General features: G+C 65.3%; 22 protein-coding genes. 6 read left to right on the top strand and 16 right to left on the bottom strand.

Annotated elements, in window-relative coordinates; translation table 11 throughout:
- Window positions 1-131 precede the first annotated feature (131 nt).
- Genes ACVOLO_RS04005 through grxD form a run of 3 tightly spaced genes read right to left on the bottom strand, consistent with a single transcriptional unit; the run spans window position 132 to window position 1,782 of the window.
- Window positions 132-725, bottom strand: coding sequence for a YhgN family NAAT transporter (locus tag ACVOLO_RS04005; protein ID WP_481568986.1), 594 nt, complete (start codon window positions 723-725; stop codon window positions 132-134).
- A complete protein-coding gene (locus ACVOLO_RS04000; RefSeq protein ID WP_481568985.1) occupies window positions 722-1,438 on the bottom strand; it encodes an SDR family NAD(P)-dependent oxidoreductase in 717 nt (238 codons plus the stop codon). The genes ACVOLO_RS04005 and ACVOLO_RS04000 overlap by 4 nt, the downstream gene beginning before the upstream one ends.
- Before the next feature lie 23 nt (window positions 1,439-1,461).
- On the bottom strand, window positions 1,462-1,782 hold the full coding sequence (grxD, locus tag ACVOLO_RS03995) for a Grx4 family monothiol glutaredoxin (RefSeq protein ID WP_481568984.1): 321 nt from the start codon (window positions 1,780-1,782) through the stop codon (window positions 1,462-1,464).
- Window positions 1,783-1,902: 120 nt separating this feature from the next.
- On the opposite strand from grxD, the gene ACVOLO_RS03990 reads away from it, so the two are divergent.
- Window positions 1,903-2,481: a superoxide dismutase gene (locus tag ACVOLO_RS03990; protein ID WP_481568983.1), complete on the top strand. Its 579-nt coding sequence runs from the start codon at window positions 1,903-1,905 to the stop codon at window positions 2,479-2,481.
- 57 nt (window positions 2,482-2,538) lie between these two features.
- Here the strand turns inward: ACVOLO_RS03990 and ACVOLO_RS03985 are convergent, their stop codons facing one another.
- The 3 genes from ACVOLO_RS03985 to purE all read right to left on the bottom strand — a co-directional run bounded on the left by ACVOLO_RS03985 (window position 2,539) and on the right by purE (window position 4,586).
- A complete protein-coding gene (locus tag ACVOLO_RS03985) occupies window positions 2,539-2,874 on the bottom strand; it encodes a carboxymuconolactone decarboxylase family protein (protein ID WP_269791485.1) in 336 nt (111 codons plus the stop codon).
- Window positions 2,875-2,943: 69 nt separating this feature from the next.
- Window positions 2,944-4,086, bottom strand: coding sequence for a 5-(carboxyamino)imidazole ribonucleotide synthase (locus tag ACVOLO_RS03980; RefSeq protein WP_481568982.1), 1,143 nt, complete (start codon window positions 4,084-4,086; stop codon window positions 2,944-2,946).
- The gene (purE, locus tag ACVOLO_RS03975; protein WP_481568981.1) at window positions 4,083-4,586 is read right to left on the bottom strand and encodes a 5-(carboxyamino)imidazole ribonucleotide mutase; all 504 of its coding nucleotides are present in this window, start codon (window positions 4,584-4,586) and stop codon (window positions 4,083-4,085) included. The genes ACVOLO_RS03980 and purE overlap by 4 nt, the downstream gene beginning before the upstream one ends.
- Before the next feature lie 59 nt (window positions 4,587-4,645).
- Between purE and ACVOLO_RS03970 the strand changes: the two genes are divergently transcribed.
- From ACVOLO_RS03970 to ACVOLO_RS03955, 4 genes are all read left to right on the top strand, one after another.
- Window positions 4,646-4,915: a Trm112 family protein gene (locus tag ACVOLO_RS03970; RefSeq protein WP_481568980.1), complete on the top strand. Its 270-nt coding sequence runs from the start codon at window positions 4,646-4,648 to the stop codon at window positions 4,913-4,915.
- The gene (gene nadC / locus ACVOLO_RS03965) at window positions 4,915-5,772 is read left to right on the top strand and encodes a carboxylating nicotinate-nucleotide diphosphorylase (protein WP_481568979.1); all 858 of its coding nucleotides are present in this window, start codon (window positions 4,915-4,917) and stop codon (window positions 5,770-5,772) included. Before ACVOLO_RS03970 ends, nadC begins: the two co-directional genes overlap by 1 nt.
- A 121-nt stretch (window positions 5,773-5,893) precedes the next feature.
- Complete coding sequence (locus ACVOLO_RS03960) at window positions 5,894-6,859, top strand: DUF2272 domain-containing protein (RefSeq protein ID WP_481569036.1); 966 nt, start codon at window positions 5,894-5,896, stop codon at window positions 6,857-6,859.
- 112 nt (window positions 6,860-6,971) lie between these two features.
- Window positions 6,972-7,322: a DUF3301 domain-containing protein gene (locus ACVOLO_RS03955; RefSeq protein ID WP_481568978.1), complete on the top strand. Its 351-nt coding sequence runs from the start codon at window positions 6,972-6,974 to the stop codon at window positions 7,320-7,322.
- A gap of 472 nt (window positions 7,323-7,794) precedes the next feature.
- On the opposite strand, the gene ACVOLO_RS03950 is transcribed toward ACVOLO_RS03955, so the two are convergent.
- From ACVOLO_RS03950 to ACVOLO_RS03925, 6 genes are all read right to left on the bottom strand, one after another.
- On the bottom strand, window positions 7,795-8,235 hold the full coding sequence (locus ACVOLO_RS03950; protein ID WP_481568977.1) for a ClpXP protease specificity-enhancing factor: 441 nt from the start codon (window positions 8,233-8,235) through the stop codon (window positions 7,795-7,797).
- Between the two features lie 125 nt (window positions 8,236-8,360).
- Window positions 8,361-8,996 carry a glutathione S-transferase N-terminal domain-containing protein gene (locus ACVOLO_RS03945; protein WP_481568976.1) on the bottom strand — a complete coding sequence of 212 codons (636 nt, stop codon included), beginning with the start codon at window positions 8,994-8,996 and terminating at the stop codon, window positions 8,361-8,363.
- A 138-nt stretch (window positions 8,997-9,134) separates the two neighbouring features.
- Window positions 9,135-9,848, bottom strand: a complete 714-nt coding sequence (locus ACVOLO_RS03940; RefSeq protein WP_481569035.1) for a cytochrome c1 — start codon at window positions 9,846-9,848, stop codon at window positions 9,135-9,137.
- Between the two features lie 22 nt (window positions 9,849-9,870).
- On the bottom strand, window positions 9,871-11,130 hold the full coding sequence (locus tag ACVOLO_RS03935) for a cytochrome b (protein WP_481568975.1): 1,260 nt from the start codon (window positions 11,128-11,130) through the stop codon (window positions 9,871-9,873).
- Between the two features lie 2 nt (window positions 11,131-11,132).
- On the bottom strand, window positions 11,133-11,753 hold the full coding sequence (gene petA, locus ACVOLO_RS03930) for a ubiquinol-cytochrome c reductase iron-sulfur subunit (RefSeq protein ID WP_481568974.1): 621 nt from the start codon (window positions 11,751-11,753) through the stop codon (window positions 11,133-11,135).
- A 172-nt stretch (window positions 11,754-11,925) separates the two neighbouring features.
- Window positions 11,926-12,834, bottom strand: a complete 909-nt coding sequence (locus ACVOLO_RS03925) for a lytic transglycosylase domain-containing protein (RefSeq protein ID WP_481568973.1) — start codon at window positions 12,832-12,834, stop codon at window positions 11,926-11,928.
- Window positions 12,835-12,976: 142 nt separating this feature from the next.
- On the opposite strand from ACVOLO_RS03925, the gene miaB reads away from it, so the two are divergent.
- Window positions 12,977-14,428, top strand: a complete 1,452-nt coding sequence (gene miaB, locus ACVOLO_RS03920; protein WP_481568972.1) for a tRNA (N6-isopentenyl adenosine(37)-C2)-methylthiotransferase MiaB — start codon at window positions 12,977-12,979, stop codon at window positions 14,426-14,428.
- 447 nt (window positions 14,429-14,875) lie between these two features.
- Here the strand turns inward: miaB and ACVOLO_RS03915 are convergent, their stop codons facing one another.
- Genes ACVOLO_RS03915 through ACVOLO_RS03900 form a run of 4 tightly spaced genes read right to left on the bottom strand, consistent with a single transcriptional unit; the run spans window position 14,876 to window position 18,600 of the window.
- Window positions 14,876-15,964, bottom strand: coding sequence for an ABC transporter permease (locus ACVOLO_RS03915; RefSeq protein WP_481568971.1), 1,089 nt, complete (start codon window positions 15,962-15,964; stop codon window positions 14,876-14,878).
- Window positions 15,961-16,881, bottom strand: coding sequence for an ABC transporter ATP-binding protein (locus ACVOLO_RS03910; RefSeq protein ID WP_481569034.1), 921 nt, complete (start codon window positions 16,879-16,881; stop codon window positions 15,961-15,963). Before ACVOLO_RS03910 ends, ACVOLO_RS03915 begins: the two co-directional genes overlap by 4 nt.
- A 37-nt stretch (window positions 16,882-16,918) precedes the next feature.
- Complete coding sequence (locus ACVOLO_RS03905; RefSeq protein ID WP_481568970.1) at window positions 16,919-17,881, bottom strand: HlyD family secretion protein; 963 nt, start codon at window positions 17,879-17,881, stop codon at window positions 16,919-16,921.
- Window positions 17,878-18,600, bottom strand: a complete 723-nt coding sequence (locus ACVOLO_RS03900) for a TetR/AcrR family transcriptional regulator (RefSeq protein WP_481568969.1) — start codon at window positions 18,598-18,600, stop codon at window positions 17,878-17,880. The genes ACVOLO_RS03905 and ACVOLO_RS03900 overlap by 4 nt, the downstream gene beginning before the upstream one ends.
- Window positions 18,601-18,755 lie beyond the last annotated feature (155 nt).

Raw genomic sequence — 18,755 nt, 5'->3', positions numbered from 1 at the left:
TCTGGGGGTCCCTTCCGAAGCGGTTGCAGCCGCAACGGTTAAGATAAGGTTAACACGGTAATGACTGTTTATGACTGGAATAAGACAGTCATGCGGCATCGCAACAAGACAAGACGCGTCAAATCAATCGGTTAACGTATCGATGCGAGGTAGGTAGCGACGCCATCCAGCAGCATCTGCACGGAAATAGCGACAAGCAACATGCCCATCAGCCGCTCCAGCGCAATCAGCGCACGCGAGCCCAGCAGCCGGTAAAGCAAAGGCGCCGACATCAGGATGGCCGCCGTGGCTCCCCAGGCCAGCAGCAACGCCAAGCTCCAGTCCCCCAGCCGATGCGGCTCGTTGCTGCCCATCAGCATGACCGCTGCCATGCCCGAGGGGCCTGCCACCAGCGGGATGGCCATCGGCACGATGAAGGGTTCACCGTCCGGCACCGCGCCCATCAGGCCTTCGGGGCGGGGAAAGATCATGCGGATGCCGATCAGGAACAGGACGATGCCGCCGGCAATGGCTACCGACTCCTGCCGCAGATGCATCAACTCCAGCGCGTAGCGGCCCACCCACAGAAAGGCCATCAACACGAACAGGGCGATCAGCAGCTCCCGGACCAGCACCACCCGTTGCCGCCGGGGTGTCAACGGCTTGAGCAGGCTCAGGAATACCGGGATGTTGCCCAGCGGATCCAGGATCAGGAACAGCATCAAGGCTGCCGACAGGACGGTCACGCCGGCAGTTCCAGCACCTTCCCGCGCCAGGGCGCCCCGTCGACCGCCAGCAATTGCACACAAGCCTGGGCGTAGTTCACCGGGTCGACTGCCGCGGTGTCCTCTTCATGGGTGAATGCACGCGCGCGCAACCCGGTACGCATCGGCCCAGGCTGAATGCCGCTGACCCGGACCGGGCCATTGGCAAGCTCGTGATGCAGGGTGTCCAGCAGCCCACGCAGCCCGTATTGGGCCACGCCGTAGCCGCCCCAGTAGGCTTGGCCGACCCGTTGCGGGTCGTCCAGCGCAAACACCACGGCCGCGTCGTCGCGCTGCCGCAACAGCGGCAGGCAGGCTTGGGTGAGCCAGGCGCGGGCGGTCAGATTCACATGGATGGCACGCGCGAATGCAGCCGGATCCCCGAGCGCGAACGGGGTAAGCCCCGCAAAGTTGGCCGCGCAATGCAGCAGGCCATCCAACCGCCCCAGCTCCGACTCCAGCCGCTCGGCCAGCGCCGCATAGTCATCCGGACCGGCCCCTTCCAGATCCAGCGGATACAACAAGGGCTCCGGTCCGAGCCGGGCGGCGCTGTCGTAAACCCGGTTGAGCTTGGCGACCTTGCGCCCCAGCAGGACCACCGTGGCCCCGGCGGCCGCGCAGGCAGCGACCGCCGCCGCCCCCAGCCCGCCAGCTGCACCTGCCACCAAAACGACTCTGCCACCCAGCTCCGGCATCCCGGCACTTCGTGGCTGCGCACTCACGCTTGCCCGGCCTCGGCGACGATGCGCTTGAGCTCACCGGACTCCAACAGCTCCAGAATGATGTCGCAGCCGCCAATCAACTCCCCATGCATGTAGAACTGGGGAAACGACGGCAGGTTCGAGAAACGCGGCAGATTGGCGCGCACCTCGGGGAATTCCAGCACATTGACCGTACGCAGGTTGATTGCACCGGCGGCCAACAGGGCCTGCACCGCGCGGCTGGAATAACCGCACATCGGGTACTGCGGCGTACCCTTCATGAAAAGCACGAGGGGATGCTGCTCCACCTCCGCCTGGATTTGCTCCATCACCGGCATTCAAATTCTCCCTGCTGCTGCGAAAGAACGGCCTGTCCTGGTCGGATAGACTTTCCGTGGCCGCCAATTGTAAGCCGAGCCAGCCCACTCCCGGCGCCCTCCCCTCGAAAAGAATGCACCATGCCCGTAGAACTGCCCGAACTGCCCTACTCCCGCACCGCGCTGCAACCGCACATTTCGGCCGAAACGCTGGACCTCCACCACGGCCGCCATCATCGCGCCTACGTCGATGCGGTCAATGCACGCATTGCCGGCACGGAGATGGAAGACATGCCGCTGGAGGACATCGTCCGCAACAGCCAAGGCAGTTTGTTTGAAGCTGCCGCACAGGCATGGAACCACGCCTTCTTCTGGCAGTGCCTGCACCCGCGCGCCGGGGGCGACCCGCATGGCGCGCTGGCCGAACGCATCAACCAGCAGTTTGGCGACGTGCAGAAGCTCCGCGATGAATTCAACCGCGCGGCGCTGTCGGTGTTCGGCTCGGGTTGGGCCTGGCTGGTGCAGCACCCGGACGGCAAGCTGGCCATCACCACCACCCGCAATGCCAATACGCCATTGACCAGCGACAGCACGCCGCTGCTGGTCTGCGATGTGTGGGAGCACGCGTATTACACCGACTACCAGAATGACCGCGCCCGCTATCTGCAGGCGTTCTGGAAACTGGTCAACTGGGATTTCGCCAGCGCGCAGTTGCGCTGAGCGCCCCCATGCCGAGCCACACTCGGCATGAGCCTTGTCGCGCACGCCCGGCCCCGCTCAGTCATGCGCGGCCACCGCGTCCAGCACGCGCGCGGAGTACACCATCGCCGCTCCGGCATTCAGTGCGACCGCAACGCCGAGCGCCTCCGCGATTTCTTCGCGGCTGGCGCCCTGTTTCAGCGCTGCATCGACGTGCGTGGTGATGCAGCCATCGCAGCGCGTGGTCACTGCCACGGCCAGCGCAATCAACTCACGGGTCTTGCCGTCCAAATGTGCGGTCTGCGCGCCGGCGCCACTGAGCGTGAGATAGCCCTTGAGCGTATCGGGCGACAACTTCCCCAACTCGCCAATGCGGCCTTTCAGTTCACGGCGGTATTCATTCCAGTCCAACATGGCGCGTCTCCGGTTGAAGTGCCGGAGACGTTACGCCCGAGAACCTTATGGTGATGTAACGACTGCGCCTCAGCGGCGCAGCGTTTCCAGCACCGGCGCCACCTGCGCCGGAACCCCAAGCGCTGCACCCACGCGCTCCAGCGCATCGGCCAACGCCGACGCCGAGTCTTCACGCACATTGGCATGGCCAACCTTGCGACCTTCGCGTGGCTGCTTGCCGTAGTCATGCCAATGACCGCCCGGCTCCGCCAGCACCGGGCCGGCCTCGGGCATCTGCCCGATCCAGTTCAGCATGCAGGCATGGCCCAGCACCCGCGTGTCACCCAGCGGCAAGCCAAGCACCGCCCGCAGGTGATTTTCAAACTGCGAGGTTTCGGCGCCATCACTGGTCCAATGGCCGGAGTTGTGCACGCGCGGCGCCATCTCGTTGGCCAGCAGCTCGTCACCACGGCAGAACAATTCGAGCGCGAACACGCCAACGTAATCCAGGCGCTCGGCCACGCGGCGTGCGTAGTCGATGGCCGTCTGCTGCTGTGCCGATGAAGCCGTTGCCGGGGCCAGACTGGCCGACAACACGCCGTCCACGTGCCAGTTGCCGGTCAGCGGCCAAGCGCGGAATTCACCATCGCGGCCGCGCACGGCAACGACACTGATTTCGCGGTCGAACGCCACAAAACCTTCCAGGATCAGGCCGGTCTTTTCGACCTGCGCCCCCAAGCCCTGCCAAGCCGCGTCGATATCGGCGGTGCTGCGGATGCGGAACTGGCCCTTGCCGTCATAGCCAAGGCGCCGTGTCTTGAGAATGCATGGTGTGCCGAACTCAGCCACCTTGGCAGCCAGTTCCTCGCGGCTGCGGATATCGGCAAACGGCGGCAGCGCAATTCCCAGCTCCTGGAACAGGGTTTTCTCGCTCAGGCGATCCTGCGCCACAGCCAATGCGGCCGGGTTCGGGAACACCGGCTTGCGCTCGGCCAACCAACGCGCGCTGGCTGCCGGTACGTTCTCGAAATCGAAGGTGACCACATCCACCTTGGCCGCAAACGCAGCCAGGGCTTCGGTGTCGTCAAATTCCCCCACCTGCAGCGGTGCAACCTGCCCGGCGCAGGCATCGGCCGCGGGGTCGAACACGACAAAACGCAGGCCCAGCGGGGCGCCGGCCAACACCATCATGCGGGCCAGTTGGCCGCCGCCCAGAATTCCTACGGTGGTCATTGGCGCGGGTCGTCCGCAGCCATCACATCGTCGGTCTGGCGCGTACGGAACGCGTCCAGCGCCTGGCCGATGGCGGGCTGTTCCGGCGCCAGCAGCGCGGCGGCAAACAGCGCGGCATTGGAGGCACCGGCATTGCCGATGGCGAACGTGGCCACCGGAATACCGGCCGGCATCTGCACGATCGACAACAGCGAATCCATGCCGTTCAGCGCCTTGGACTGTACTGGCACACCCAGCACCGGCACCGCGGTCTTGGCGGCCAGCATGCCCGGCAGATGCGCGGCACCACCGGCACCGGCAATGATCGCGCGCAGGCCACGTGGGCCTGCCTGCTCGGCGTAGGTGAACAACACATCCGGCGTACGGTGTGCTGAAACCACCTTCACTTCATAGGGAACACCCAGCGCATCAAGCTTCTGGGCGGCGTGCTGCATGGTTTCCCAATCGGAACGGGAACCCATGACGATGCCGACAAGCGGCACGGAGGGGTTGGGGGTCATTGGCCGTCACCTGCTGCAAAGACGTATTCTAGCCGTCTTCCCCGCCAGACCACGACCTGATGGACCGCAAACTGCTCGACCTGCTTGTTTCCCCGGACACCCGCCAGCCGCTGGCCCAACTGGAAAGCGCCGGCCTGGAAGCCCTGAACCGGGCCATCGCCACCGGCGGCATCAACCGCGCCGACGGCAGCTCCCAGTCCGACGCCCTGCGCGAAGCGCTGGTCACCCGTGACCGCAAACAGGTGTTCCGCGTCGAGGACGGCATCCCGGTGCTGCTGGCCGATGAAGCCATCGACACGGCGCAGATCACCGACTTCCCGGGCAAATAATGCTGCCGCACCCGCCACTTGCTCCGCCGCAGGAGCAGATTGACGCCGATGTCGCCCGCGCCCTGGCCGAGGACATCGGCAGCGGTGATGTCACCGCGGCCCTGCTGCCCGACAGCGCCGACAGCGCCTACCTGCTGTGCAAACAGGATGCAGTGATCGCCGGCCGGCCGTGGTTCGACGCCACCCATCGCGCGCTCGACCCCGACGTGCGAATTCACTGGCAGGTGCTTGAAGGTGACCACGTCAAGGCCGGCACCGTGCTGGCCACCCTGCAGGGCCGCAGCCGCAGCCTGGTCAGCGCCGAGCGCACCTCGTTGAACTTCCTGCAGACGCTGTCCGGCACCGCCACCCTCACCGCGCGCCACGTGGCTGCGGTCGCCGGCACCCGCGCACGCATCCTGGACACCCGCAAAACCCTGCCCGGCCTGCGCCTGGCGCAGAAATACGCGGTGCGCTGCGGCGGCGGCGACAACCACCGCATCGGCCTGTTCGACACGGTAATGCTCAAGGAAAACCACATCCGCGCCGCAGGCTCGCTGAGCGCCGCCGTGCACGCTGCGCGCGCGCAGCAACCGCAGTTGCCGCTGGTGGTGGAAGTGGAAGACCTGCAGCAGCTTGAAGAGGCCCTGGCGGCCGGCTGCGAGCGCATCCTGATCGACGACTTCAGCCCAGCGATGCGTCGCGATGCCGTGCGTATCGCCGCTGGCCGCATTCCGCTGGAGGTGTCGGGCAGCGTTGACCTGGTCGGCCTGCGCGCGATTGCCGAAGACGGCGTGGACTGCATCTCCATCGGCGGCCTGACCAAGCACGTGCAGGCCATCGATCTGTCGCTGAAGCTCGGCCCGCCCCCGGGCTGAGTCTTCAGCGGCCATCGTCGCAGGGCCCCGGCTCACGCCGCCAGCACTCACAACTTCCACACAAGCCCAACTGCAACACTCCCCCTGCATCCCCGCGGAGTCCGACGTGGCGTACCGATATCTGTTGAGTGGCGTTGCCCTGTTCGCCCCGGCCTTTTCCGTCGCCGCCGTCGAGGCCTGCGATATTCCCGCACGCTTCGGTGTGAGTGAGGCCGCCAAGGCCATCGTCCGTACCGCCTGCGACGAGCATCGGCTGTGGTACCGGCCCTTCATCGACCGCGATGGCCGCATCGCCAGCCTCGGCGTGACCGAGGCCGAGACCGAACACCTGGCCGACAATGGCCTGATCGCCTGGCAGCGCGTCGCAGGCTACTGGCGTGAAAGCGGCACGCTATCGGCGATGGGCGCCATCCCCGGCGCCAGCAGTTGCATGCAGCCTGCCGGCAACCGCTATACCGATACCGACTGCCGCGCGTTCCTGATCGACAACCCGTGGTCAGCCGCGTTCATCTCCTGGGTGATGAACCGCGCCAGCGTGCCCGGCTTCAACCGCTCGCCGCGCCATATCGATTACATCCGCGCTGCGTATCAAGGTGGCGGCAACGGCTCGCCGTATCGTTTGGCCGACCCGGGCGCCGAAAAGCCCGCCCCCGGCGACATGCTGTGCTTCCTGCGCAATCGCAGCACCACGCTCAACTACACCGGCCTGATCGAAGCATTGGCCAGCGGCCGTGCCGGCAACTGGAAAACCCATTGCGAGGTGGTGATCGGCGCCAATGTCGGTGGCGACCGCACGCTGTATCTGGTCGGCGGCAACGTCGCCAACACGGTAGCGATGCGCAAGCTCACACTGGACCGTACGGGCATGCTTGAGCTGCCCAAAGCAACCAATGCACAGCCCATGGCATCGGCCATTGAACTGGGCTGCTCGCCGGGCCAGGAAGAAGAGTGCAACCTCAACCGCCAGGACTGGGCAGCCCTGCTGAAACTGACCGTTGTTGCCCCAGCCCCGGCGCCCTCCACCATATTTCAATCAACGGCACCATTGCCTCCGCCGCCCGACGAGCCCATCCCTCCCACGCGCTGACATCCCCCGTTACCGGGCCAGGGTTTGCGACGGGCCAATGTCGCAACATCCGCTGCTTTGGCGGCCGACATCGTTCTACGCGCAGCATCACCGGATGCCCTAAAGTGGCGCCATGCCTACTTTGCTCATTTTGATGATCGTCGGCGCGATTGGTTTCGCGATCTGGGATCGCTCCCGCGCCGCTGCTGACCGCGCCACTGAACTTGGCCGCAATGCCTGCCGCGCCGCTGACGTGCAATGGCTGGATCAGAGCGTGCACGCCACCGGCCTTCGCCTGCGCCGCCTGCCCAATGGCTGGCTCGGCCTGGAGCGCAGTTTCCGCTTCGACTATTCCTACGATGGTGTTGACCGCCATACCGGCCGTCTGGTGCTGCACGGAGGAAAACTGGTCTCCTTTACCGGCCCATCCGCCGCCCAGATCGGCCGCCTCCGCCAGAGCACCGAAGAAGCCGAAGACGTTTGATTTCGGCGTCACCGCAGGAATGGATTCGGCCACAAGGCCAGTCACACCGACGATGCTGCGAAGGCCCGTGATCGGGCACGCCGCAATCGCTGAGCCAACGGCAACACGCAAGCGCCACCCGCTTCACGGTTGAAGCGCCCCGCAGTCGCCGGCCATCCGGCAGGAGCGACTTCAGTCGCGAAACCGGCCATGCCAGCAACGCTGCAAAGACGTGAGATGTCACGTACAGCAACTGGGCATGCGTCGCGGGCGCACAGAACTTCGGCTGCACCGCTGAAGTGGCTCCCGTAGTAGCTCACCATCCCGGCAAGAGTGACTTAAGGCGGGAAACCAGCAATGCAACCGACGCTGCAAAGACCAAAAGCAGGCGCATTGCAGCCACCAACACTGCATGGGCGCATTGCCCCGGCACCGCGGCTTGCACCACTTACCCAAAGAAAACCGCCACCTTTCGGTGGCGGTAGTGAGCAGATTACTTGACCACGCGCAGATGCGGGCGCTTGCCGGCCGGAGGCGGCGGCGGTGCATCGGGGGGCGAGGTATCCGGCGGCAGATCGTCATCGGAGGTCGGCTCGGCACCGGGGATGTCATCTGGCAGCGCCATGCCCTGGCCCGTCTCCCGTGCGTACACCGCCAGCACCGCTTCTATCGGCACATGTACGGGGAAGCTGGTGCCGGAAAAACGCGCGGTAAAGCTCACCGCTTCATTGTCGATATGCAGGCGCATCACCGCCCGCTCGGCAATATTGAGCACGACGCGCTCTTCCTTGATCGCAGTGGACGGCACCTGCACACCCGGCACGCCCGCATCCACCATCAGATGCGGGGTCATGCCGTTGTCGTTGATCCACTCCACCAAGGCCCGCAACAGATACGGGCGATGGCTGCTCATACGGAAAGTTTCTTCAGTCATGCGCCAAGTGTACTTGGCATTGATGCACGAACGCCGCCCCAAGGCGGCGCCCGCCGGCCCCACATACAGCCGGCATCCATGCTGAAAGCGCTGCCGGCTGCGGCTCAACCGACCGCAATACGCCATCAGACAGGCAGTTCCCGCAGCTTCTTCTCCTGCTCGGTCAGGCTGCGGACGAAGCCCGGATGGCGGAAAAGGCGGTTGGCATAGTCGTCAATCGGCTTGCCGTCCTTTGGCAACGGGATGCCCAGCGACTCCAGGCGCCAGATGATGGGCGCAATGGCGCAGTCAGCCAGGCTCATTTCCGGATTGAGGAAGAACTTGCTGGCCTTGAACAGCGGCACCGACTGGGCCACCAGTTCCTTCAAGCGTTTACGGCCGGCCTCGGCCTGTGTCTTGTTGCCCAACTGGATGGCCTGCACCTGCGGCACCCAGTCGTGCTCGATGCGCAGCATCGCCAGACGCAACCGCGCACGCGACAACGGGTCAACCGGCATCAGCGGCGGGTGCGGGTACCGCTCATCAAGGTACTCACTCACCACCGACGCCGCGTACAGCACCAGCTCGCGCTCAACCAGGGTCGGCACCGAGTGATAGGGATTGAGGTCGATCAGATCTTCCGGCGGATTCTGCGCATCAACCGGCACCAGGTCGTAGTTCACGCCCTTGGCCGCCAGCACCAGCCGCACGCGATGGCAGAGCACATCGTCGTTGGCAGAGAACAAAGTCAGGGTATTACGCATACGCACACTCGCCGCCATTAAAGGCTCTCCAACGGCCGGAATCCGCCAGCCTTGCGGCACCACCGGCCCAGTGCCCGTGGCTACCTCGGTTCACCGAGTGTGCCAATCCGCAGGCATGGTTGCCAAGACCCCCGCCCAGCCAGCCCCGGAACCCGCTCAATGGACGTCTTTCCAGTATTCGGCCTTGACCAGATACGCCAGGAAGGTCAGCAGCGCAAGGAACAGCACCACCCATACACCCAGGCTCTGTCGCTTCAGCGCCGCAGGTTCGCCGGCATAGGCCAGGAAGTTGGTGATGTCGCGCACCGTCCGGTCGTACTCGCGCGGATCCACATTGCCGGGCTGTCCCATCTTGAAGCCCACTACCGGCGGCTCCAGGCCTTCCTGCTCCGGCTTGCCATGGATGGCGTGCTGAATGCCCTGCAGCTCCCAGAGTGGGTTGGGCATGGAGGCATTGGGGAACACCGCGTTGTTCCAGCCCAGCGGCCGGGACTCGTCGATATAGAACGACTTGAGGTAGCTGTAGACCCAATCGGTGCCACGCACACGGGCAATCAAGCTCAGGTCCGGCGGCATCTTGCCGAACCATTTGGTTGCCTCGTCGTGCGGCATCGCCACCTGGATCTGCTCGCCGAAGGCCGCGCCGGTGAAGTTGAGGTTGCCCATCACCTGCTCTTCGGTCAGGCCCAGGTCCTCCGCCATGCGCGAATAGCGCAGGTACTTGAGCGAATGGCAGGCCGAGCAATAGCTCATGTAGGCCTGTGCACCGCGCTGCAGCGATGCCTGGTCGCCCAGATCATTGCCTGCCTGCTGCAGCTTGGCGCCCTCTGCGGCGGAAACCGACGCGCAGAACAACATCGCGGTGGCCATCACCAACCGCACAATCCATTTGTCAGTCATGCGTCGTCACCCGTTCCGGTACCGGCTTGCTGCGGTCGAGTTTGGTCCATAGCGGCATGGTGATGAAGAAGGCGAAGTACAGGAAGGTCAGCACGCGGCCCACCCAGGTTTCCCAGATCGCCGTACCCGGGCCGGAGCCAATAACACCCAGCCACACGAAGCACACCACCAGCACGCCCAGCATCACCTTGGTGATCGGGCCACGGTAGCGGACCGACTTGACCTTGGCCTTGTCCAGCCACGGCACCAGGAACAGGATGGCGATGGCCGAGAACATCACCAGCACGCCTCCCAGCTTGTTGGGCACCACGCGCAACATTGCGTAGTACGGCGTGTAATACCAGACCGGCTTGATGTGCTCCGGCGTCACCAGGCGATTGGCCTCGGTGAAATTGTCGTGTTCCAGGAACAGGCCACCGAAGCCCGGCGCAAAGAAAATGATGAACGCGGCAAGCGTGAGCAGGAAGCCGACGCCGACCAGATCCTTGACCGTGTAATACGGGTGGAACGGGATGCCATCGGCCGGTGCATTCGACGACCAGCGGTTACCCTTTGGCCCCTTCTTAATTTCCACTCCATCGGGGTTGTTGGAGCCCACCTCGTGCAGCGCCCCCAGGTGCAGCACCACCAGCAGCAACAGCACCAGCGGCAGGGCGATGACATGCAGGGCGAAGAAGCGGTTGAGCGTGGCGTCGCCGGGCAGGTAGTCACCCATGATCCACTCGGTCAGGCCATTGCCGATCACCGGAATGGCGCCGAACAGCGAGATGATGACCTTGGCACCCCAGAACGACATCTGGCCCCACGGCAGCACATAGCCCATGAAGGCTTCGGCCATCAGCACCAGGTAGATCAGCATGCCGAGTATCCACACCAGCTCACGCGGCTTTTTGTAGCTGCCGTACAGCAGCCCCCGGAACATGTGCAGATACACCACGATGAAGAACAGCGAGGCGCCCGTGCTGTGCATGTAGCGGATCAGCCAGCCCCACTCCACGTCGCGCATGATGTACTCGACCGAGGCGAAGGCCTCGGCGGCGCTGGGCTTGAAGTGCATCGTCAGGAAGATGCCGGTGAGGATCTGGTTGACCAGAATCACCATCGCCAGCGAGCCGAAGTAGTACCAGAAGTTGAAATTCTTCGGCGCGTAGTACTCGCTGACATGCTTGCGGTACACCGGCATCAGGCCGGGGGCACGCTCATTGACCCAGTTGGCGACGCCGGTGGCGGTACGAACGAGAATGTTGGCCATGCTCAGGCAGCCCCCTGCGGATCGACGCCGATGACGATGGTGTTGTCATCCGTGTAATGGTGCGGTGGCACCAGCAGGTTGATTGGCGCCGGAACGTCCTGGAACACGCGCCCGGACATGTCGAAACGCGACTTGTGGCAGGGGCAGAAATAGCCGCCTTTCCACTGCGCGTCGTAAGGCTCGGGGCGGATTTCGGCAACCATTTCCGGCGAGCAGCCCAGGTGCGTACACAGGCCGACCAGTACCGAGATGTCCGGCTTGATCGAGCGGTACTCGGGGTTGGCCTTGAGCACGTATTCCGGCTGCTGGTCGGTGTTGCCGGACTTCGGGTCCTTCAAGCGGCCGTCCAGGGTGGGCAGCGCATCGAGGATGGCCTTGGAACGTTTGACGATCCAGATGGGCTGGCCACGCCACTCCAGGATCAGCCGTTGGCCTTCCTGCAGGGCACTGATGTCGGCGGTCACCGGGGCACCGGCCAGTTTGGCCCGTGCGCTGGGATTCCACGATTTGATGAAAGGTACAGCAGCAAAGCCAACGCCAACTGCTCCGACCACGGCCGTGGTCGCCGTCAAAAACCGCCTACGTCCGGTATTGACTGGATCGTTTACCCCATCGTTTGCCATCCGGCACTCCGATATTGATTAGGTAGCTTGAGGCTGCCAGCAGTCTGGTGGGGGCCAGCCCGCTCTGAAACGAATCGTTCGCGAGTGTAGCGGACCGCTTAACGGCCGCACAACGCGATCAAACACCAGTCCGTGCGATTTGTCACGGCCTGTTGCAACAGGAATGCACCAATCACTGCCGTGAGGCCAGCTCACCGCGGTAGCGGTCGGCCAACTGCGCCACCCGCCTGACGTAGTACTGGGTCTCCCTGTAGGGAGGCACGCCGCCATGGCGGTCCACCGCGCCCTCGCCTGCGTTGTAACCGGCCGCAGCCAGGGTCAGGTCACCGTTGAAGCGCCGCAGCAACCAGGACAGGTACTGCACGCCACCGCGGATGTTCTGGCCGGCATCGTAGGAATCGGTCACACCGAAGCGGCGCGCGGTGGCTGGCATCAACTGCATCAACCCCTGCGCCCCGGCCCGGCTGAGTGCGGTGGGATTGAACGCGGATTCGGCATGGATGATGGCGCGCACCACGGCCTCCTCGACCCCGAACTCGCGCGCGGCAGCGGCGATCTCGCTGTTGTAGGCCTGCATGTTCAGGCGCACCGTGCCGAAGTTCACGTTCGATTGCACGCCGCAGGCAAAGCAGCGCTCGATGTAGCTGTAGTTGATGGTGCGGACGTGACCGATGCTGGCCACCTGGGCTGGGCGGGCGCTGGTGTAGTGACGCACGCCGTCCTTCATATAAGAGTAGACCTGCCCGCTGACCACCCGCTGCGCGCGGCCAACCGGGGCTGCCGGTGCCGGAGTCGGTGCAAGTGCAGGCGACGTGCTTGCGGCTGCGACGGCAGTGCGGTTGGCCTCGGAAGCGACCGGGGTGACCGCAGGCACCGGCGTCGGCGCTGCCGGTGCGCGACGCGGCGCCTCGCGGGAAGGCCGATAGCTGCTGACCACGCTGCAGCTGGCGCCACTGACGCGCTTGTTGACGTAATTCGGAATCCCGTCGCTGCCAATGCACTTGTACAGCGTGCCGGCACTGGCCGGCAGAGCGACCAATGCAGCAGCAAGAATGCCGGTGATCCCCAAAATCCCCTTCATGGGCGGGAGTCTCCCAGCTTCCCCGGGGCTTGCCAAGTATTTGACGCAGCCGTTTCGCCGCTGACCGTCCCCGGCCGATACAATAGCCCGCTTCATCGCGGCCCCAGGCCGCCTGCCCGCCCACCCGTCTGGAATAAGCACCATGCCCGGGACGCCAGCCTCTCCCTTGCCGATCACGGCCGGCTCTGCCGCGCCGCCCGTTGAAATGACCACTTCTGAATTGATTCCCCTGCCCGGCCAGCGGCCGACGGTTGCCGGCGGCGTGCGCGGCAAGCTCTACATCAAGACTCACGGTTGCCAGATGAACGAGTACGACTCGGCCAAGATGGCCGACGTGCTGGCTGCTTCCGAAGGCCTGGAGCTGACCGACAACCCCGAAGAAGCCGATGTGGTGCTGGTCAACACCTGCTCCATCCGCGAGAAGGCGCAGGAGAAGGTGTTCAGCCAGCTCGGCCGCTGGAAGGCACTCAAGGCCGGTGGCCGCGACGTCATCATCGGTGTCGGTGGCTGCGTGGCCTCGCAGGAAGGCGAAGCCATCGTCAAGCGTGCGCCCTACGTGGACCTGGTGTTCGGCCCGCAGACCCTGCACCGCCTGCCGGAGCTGATCCGCGCCCGCCGCGAGCAGAACAAGCCGCAGGTGGACATCAGCTTCCCGGAGATCGAGAAGTTCGACCGCCTGCCCGAGCCGCGTGCCGAGGGCCCGTCGGCCTTCGTGTCGATCATGGAAGGCTGCTCCAAATACTGCTCGTTCTGCGTGGTGCCCTACACCCGTGGCACCGAGGTCAGCCGCCCGTTCGAGGACGTGGTGGTGGAATGCGCGCAGCTGGCCGCGCAGGGCGTGCGCGAGATCAACCTGCTTGGCCAGAACGTCAACGCCTACCGAGGCCCCTACGGCGATGGTGAGATTGCCGACCTGGGCCTGCTGATCCGCACCCTGGCCGAGATCGACGGCATCGGCCGCATCCGCTTCACCACCTCGCACCCGCTGGAGTTCAGCGACTCGCTGATCGACGCCTACCGCGACGTGCCACAGCTGGCCAACTACCTGCACCTGCCGGTGCAGGCCGGCAGCGACCGCATCCTCAGCGCGATGAAGCGCGGCTACACCGCGCTGGAGTTCAAGGCCAAGATCCGCAAGCTGCGCGCGGTGCGCCCGGACATCTCGATCAGCTCGGACTTCATCGTCGGCTTCCCCGGCGAAACCGATGCCGATTTCGAGAAGACCATGAAGCTGATCGAGGACGTCGGTTTCGACCAGAGCTTCTCCTTCATCTACTCGCGCCGCCCGGGCACACCGGCCGCCGACCTGGAAGACACCATCAGCGACGCCGAGAAGCATGCGCGCCTGTCGCGCCTGCAGGCGCACATCAACACGCACGCCGCCGGCATCTCGCAGTCGATGGTGGGCAGCGTGCAGTCGGTGCTGGTCGAGGGCCCCTCGCGCAAGGACCCGAACGAGCTGACTGGCAAGACCGAGAACATGCGCTCGGTGAACTTTGCGGGTAATCCGCGCCTGGTTGGCCAGTTCGTGGACGTGCTCATCACCGAAGCGCTGAGCAACTCGCTGCGGGGCCGGGTCGTCACCCCCGACTGAGGCCTCCAGAAACCGGGGCGCGATGCTTCCCCGGGAAACACATGGCGTTCGTGCACACGGGGATTGCGTCCCGGCGTGCACGAACGCATCGCCACATAGGAGCGCCCTCGGGCGCGAAGCTGGCGACATGAAGGTGTTTTGAGGTGGGCGCGGCTTCCTTCCGCGCCGGCGGCATGGGCAGTTTCGCGCCCGAGGGCGCTCCTACGGGATGCGGCCGGTCATATTTTCACCACACTGACGAAAGCCTTGCCAGCACTGGGCTGCGCGCGGTTATCCACACCTTCATGCAGATTCGATCCACACCGGATGTGGACAACCAGCGAGACCATGGCAGTTTTTTGACCAAAGCGTCGGAGGCCTTGCGGCACAAGGGTTGTCGCAGGATATCCACAGCTTCGTCGCGTTCGCATCCACATCGGTTGTGGAGAACTTCGCCGCAGATATCGCTCAGTCCAGCCGCTTGCGGAAGCGCAGGATCGCCCCGCTCATCATCACCGCGCTGAAGGCCAGCAGCGCCAGGGCATCCGGCCACAGTTCCCACAGGCTGGCCCCGCGCAGCATCACCCCGCGGATCAGGCGCAGGAAATGGGTCAGCGGCAGCACCTCGGCCAGCCATTGCACCGCGCGCGGCATGCCGGCGAACGGAAACATGAAACCTGACAGCAGGATCGACGGCAGGAAGATGAAGAAGGTCATCTGCATGGCCTGGAACTGCGAACGCGCGCCGGTCGATATCAGCAGGCCCAGCGCCAGGTTGGCGACAATCAACAAGCCGGCGGCGATGAACACATCCAGCAGTGCGCCGCCCACCGGCACATGGAACAACCAGGTGCCCAGGGCCAGCACCATGCTGGTCTGCACCAGCCCGATGACCACATACGGGATGACCTTGCCGACCATCAGCTCGGCGCTGGTGACCGGCGTGGCAATCAGCAGCTCCATGTTGCCGCGCTCGCGTTCGCGCACGATGGCCACTGCCGTGAACAACACCATGGTCATGGTCAGAATGACCCCGACGAGCCCTGGCACGATGTTGACCGCCGAGCTGCGCTGCGGGTTGTAGAAGGCCACCACGCTGATCGCGCCGCTTGCCAGCGGACTGAAGCCGGCACCGTCGAGCGGCATCCGCGCCAGCTGCGCCGCTGCGCTCTGCACCGCGTTGTCGCTGCCATCGACCAGAATCTGCAGGGCCTCGCGGCCTTCGACACGGCGCTGCTCGTAATCCGGTGGAATGACGATGCCGATGCTGATCTGCCCGCGACGCATCGCCTCGACCAGTTGTTGCGGCGTTTCTGCTTCCAGCACCGGCGCGACCACGCCGCTGGCGACAATGTCACGCGCCAGCGTGCGCGAGGCCGAGGTGCGCGCCTGATCAGCGAAACCGGCCGACAGGTCGCGTAGATTGGTGTTGATGGCGTAGCCGAACAGCAGCAGCTGCATCACCGGGATGCCGATGATCATCGCCAGCGTGATGCGGTCGCGCCGCATCTGCCGCAGCTCCTTGACCATTACACCCAACAAGCGCCGCAGCTTCATGCGCCCTCCTCCGCCGGCCGGTTGCGGGTGGCGGCGACGAATACATCCTCCAGGCTGGCGGGCTGCGAATGGACCTGCGCCGGGATGCCCGCACTGCGCAGCGCATCGGTCAGCGCACTGCCCCCATCAACGTCGTCCAGCAGCACGCGCAGGCTGTTGCCGATCTGCGCCACGCTGATCACGCCGCTGCACGCCGACAACGCGCGCGCGGCCTGGCGCGGCTGCGCCGCCTCCACCACCAGCGTGCGCCCGGCCAGCTTGCCGGTCAGCTCGGCCGGCGTGCCATCGGCCACCAGCACGCCATGATCCAGAATGGCGATGCGGTGGCAGCGCTCGGCCTCGTCCATGTAATGCGTGGATACCAGCAAGGTGGTGCCGGCATCGGCCAGCTCGAACAATTTCTCCCAGAAATCACGGCGCGACTCCGGATCCACCGCGCTGGTCGGTTCGTCCAGGAACAGCAGCTCCGGCTGGTGGATGACCGCTGCCGCCAGCGCCAACCGCTGCTTCTGCCCGCCGCTCATGGTGCCGGCCAGTTGCTTCTGGCGATCCTGGAAGTGGTATTGCTCGACCAGCTCATCAATGCGCTGGCGTGCACGAGCGCGCGGCATGTCGTAAACCGACGCCAGGAATTCGAGGTTCTCGCGCACGCTCAGGTCTTCAAACAGGGAGAACTTCTGCGTCATGTAGCCGATGCGGCTGCGCAGTGCCTCGGCCTGTTGTGGAATCCGCAGGCCCAGCACTTCAATCTCGCCGGCTGTCGGGGTGAGCAGGCCACACAGCATGCGGATGGTGGTGGACTTGCCCGAGCCGTTCGGGCCGAGGAAGCCATAGACCTGCCGGCGCGGCACGTCCAGGTCGAGATGGTCCACCGCCTTCAGCGCACCGAATTGCCGGCTCACGCCACGGGCGCGGATCGCCAGGTCGTCTGCGCGGCTCGCCACAGTTGTGCGCTCACTGCCCGGCATCGGCCAGCACCTTCAACGGCGCCCCCACCGGCAACCCGGCAGCGTCCTTGCCCAGGCGGATCTCGGCCAGATAGCTCAGGCGCTCGGCGTCCTGCCCGGTCAACGCGAAGTACGGTGTGAACACCGGCTCGCTGCGGATCATCCGCACCTGCCCCTGATAGACCTGTGCGGCAGGCTGCCCTTCCAGTTGCACCTGCAGGGCATCGCCGACTTTCAGGCGATTGCGCAGCGCCTGCGGCAGGTAAACGCGCGCGTACGGCGCCTCGCCCACCAGCAGCACCACCAACGGCGCCCCGACTGCGGGCTGGTCGCCCAGCTTGTAGGGAAGGCTGTCCACCCGGCCGGCGCGCGGCGCGGTCAGCGTCAGCTTGTCCAGCAGAACCGTCTGGGTGCTCACGTTGGCCTGTGCAGACGCCAATGCGGCTTCGCCTTGTGCCACCTGTTCCACACGGCTGCCGTGCAAGAGTTCAGCCAGAGCCGCCTCGCTGCGGCGAACGTCGGCCTGTGCGCTCTGCGCAGCCGCGCGGGCGCGGTCCAACTCCGATGCCGCAACCAGTTGCCGGGTGCCCAGGGGCTGCAATCGCGCGTAGTACGCCTGTGATTCGCGCGCCTGCGCCTGCGCTGCCGCCAGTGCGGCGCGGGCCTGGGCGATGTCTTCGCTGCGCGGCCCGTTATGCAGTTCGGTCAGCGCCGCGCCGCTTTGCGCCGCCTGCGCCTGCAGGGCGTCCAGCTGCGAACGGCCATAGGCCTGTTCCAGTTGCATCAACGTTGCACCCGCAGCGACCTGCTGCCCTTCGCGTACGTCGATCTGCACGATTTTTTCCGACGCCGGGGCCGGCAGCGTGACCCGGTCCCATTCCAGCGTGCCCAGCGCCTGCGGCGCTTCACGCGAGCAGGCCGCCAGCGACAGCACCAGCAAAGCCACAAGAGGAATGCGTCGATCATTCATGACTTCAGCTCCAATCCGTGCGTCAACAGTGCCAGCGCATGCCGCCGAATCTCATCACCGCCCAGCTCGCCGGCACCAAACAACTGCTGCCAGATCGGCGCACTGGCCAACGGAAACATCGTCAGGCCCACCAGCGACACCACCATCAATCGTGGATCGAGCTGCGGATTCAACTGCCCACGCTGTTGTGCGGCAGTGAAGCGCTCGGCCAGCACCCGCGGCAGCACCGGGCCGACCCGCTCAATCATCAGCGTACGCAGCGCGCCGCCCTCGCTGAGGATTTCCCGCACCCACAGTGTCGGCAGCCACGGATGCGCCGCCACGGCCTGCACCAAGCCCTCGGTGAAAGCTGTGATCAGCACCCCGATGTCATCCCCCGCATTCAACACCCCGGCATGCACCTGCACCATCACCGGCCACAGGCGTTCCTCGACCACCGCCTGCTGCAGCCGGAGTTTGTCGCCGAAGTAGTAGTGGACCAGCGCCGGTGTCACCCCGGCGCGACGCGCGATGTCACGCAGCGATGTGCCCGCGATGCCCTGGGCGACAAAACAGGCCAGCGCCGCATCGAGCAACTGGGCGCGCAGATCGGCCGCGTCGCGCGTGGATCGCCGCCCGGGCGTCCGCTTGCGCGGCTTGCGGGTGGCCGGCGCCGTTTCAGCTGACGGCGCCTTCGGTGCGCCCGTACCACCCGGGCCCGTTGGAGGAATTCGCTTCATGGTGTCATTTAATTCAACAGTTAATTAAATTTCAAGCGCCATCAAATGCACTGCCGCCGACGCAGTGCCTGGCCGCCACCCGTCGTCCGGGCAAGCGGCCGTCCCAGCGATGCGCGGCGGCCTTGATGTCCCGGCCATCGCCACCATGTTCAGGG

It is taken from the genome of Stenotrophomonas sp. STEN056 (assembly GCF_056759635.1).
Note: the sequence above shows the minus strand (reverse complement) of the source record. Positions and strands in the feature narration are given on the sequence as shown.

Excerpts from the sequence above, each read along its gene's own strand:
- ACVOLO_RS03905 (WP_481568970.1), bottom strand. The coding sequence starts at position 17,881 with ATGAATGATCGACGCATTCCTCTTGTGGCTTTGCTGGTGCTGTCGCTG.
- ACVOLO_RS03925 (WP_481568973.1), bottom strand. The coding sequence starts at position 12,834 with ATGAAGGGGATTTTGGGGATCACCGGCATTCTTGCTGCTGCATTGGTC.
- ACVOLO_RS03970 (WP_481568980.1), top strand. The coding sequence starts at position 4,646 with ATGGACCGCAAACTGCTCGACCTGCTTGTTTCCCCGGACACCCGCCAG.
- purE (WP_481568981.1), bottom strand. The coding sequence starts at position 4,586 with ATGACCCCCAACCCCTCCGTGCCGCTTGTCGGCATCGTCATGGGTTCC.
- ACVOLO_RS04000 (WP_481568985.1), bottom strand. The coding sequence starts at position 1,438 with ATGCCGGAGCTGGGTGGCAGAGTCGTTTTGGTGGCAGGTGCAGCTGGC.
- ACVOLO_RS03990 (WP_481568983.1), top strand. The coding sequence starts at position 1,903 with ATGCCCGTAGAACTGCCCGAACTGCCCTACTCCCGCACCGCGCTGCAA.
- ACVOLO_RS03985 (WP_269791485.1), bottom strand. The coding sequence starts at position 2,874 with ATGTTGGACTGGAATGAATACCGCCGTGAACTGAAAGGCCGCATTGGC.
- ACVOLO_RS03940 (WP_481569035.1), bottom strand. The coding sequence starts at position 9,848 with ATGGCCACCGCGATGTTGTTCTGCGCGTCGGTTTCCGCCGCAGAGGGC.
- ACVOLO_RS03950 (WP_481568977.1), bottom strand. The coding sequence starts at position 8,235 with ATGACTGAAGAAACTTTCCGTATGAGCAGCCATCGCCCGTATCTGTTG.
- miaB (WP_481568972.1), top strand. The coding sequence starts at position 12,977 with ATGCCCGGGACGCCAGCCTCTCCCTTGCCGATCACGGCCGGCTCTGCC.
- petA (WP_481568974.1), bottom strand. The coding sequence starts at position 11,753 with ATGGCAAACGATGGGGTAAACGATCCAGTCAATACCGGACGTAGGCGG.
- ACVOLO_RS03915 (WP_481568971.1), bottom strand. The coding sequence starts at position 15,964 with ATGAAGCTGCGGCGCTTGTTGGGTGTAATGGTCAAGGAGCTGCGGCAG.
- nadC (WP_481568979.1), top strand. The coding sequence starts at position 4,915 with ATGCTGCCGCACCCGCCACTTGCTCCGCCGCAGGAGCAGATTGACGCC.
- grxD (WP_481568984.1), bottom strand. The coding sequence starts at position 1,782 with ATGCCGGTGATGGAGCAAATCCAGGCGGAGGTGGAGCAGCATCCCCTC.
- ACVOLO_RS03980 (WP_481568982.1), bottom strand. The coding sequence starts at position 4,086 with ATGACCACCGTAGGAATTCTGGGCGGCGGCCAACTGGCCCGCATGATG.
- ACVOLO_RS03955 (WP_481568978.1), top strand. The coding sequence starts at position 6,972 with ATGCCTACTTTGCTCATTTTGATGATCGTCGGCGCGATTGGTTTCGCG.
- ACVOLO_RS03945 (WP_481568976.1), bottom strand. The coding sequence starts at position 8,996 with ATGGCGGCGAGTGTGCGTATGCGTAATACCCTGACTTTGTTCTCTGCC.
- ACVOLO_RS03935 (WP_481568975.1), bottom strand. The coding sequence starts at position 11,130 with ATGGCCAACATTCTCGTTCGTACCGCCACCGGCGTCGCCAACTGGGTC.
- ACVOLO_RS03900 (WP_481568969.1), bottom strand. The coding sequence starts at position 18,600 with ATGAAGCGAATTCCTCCAACGGGCCCGGGTGGTACGGGCGCACCGAAG.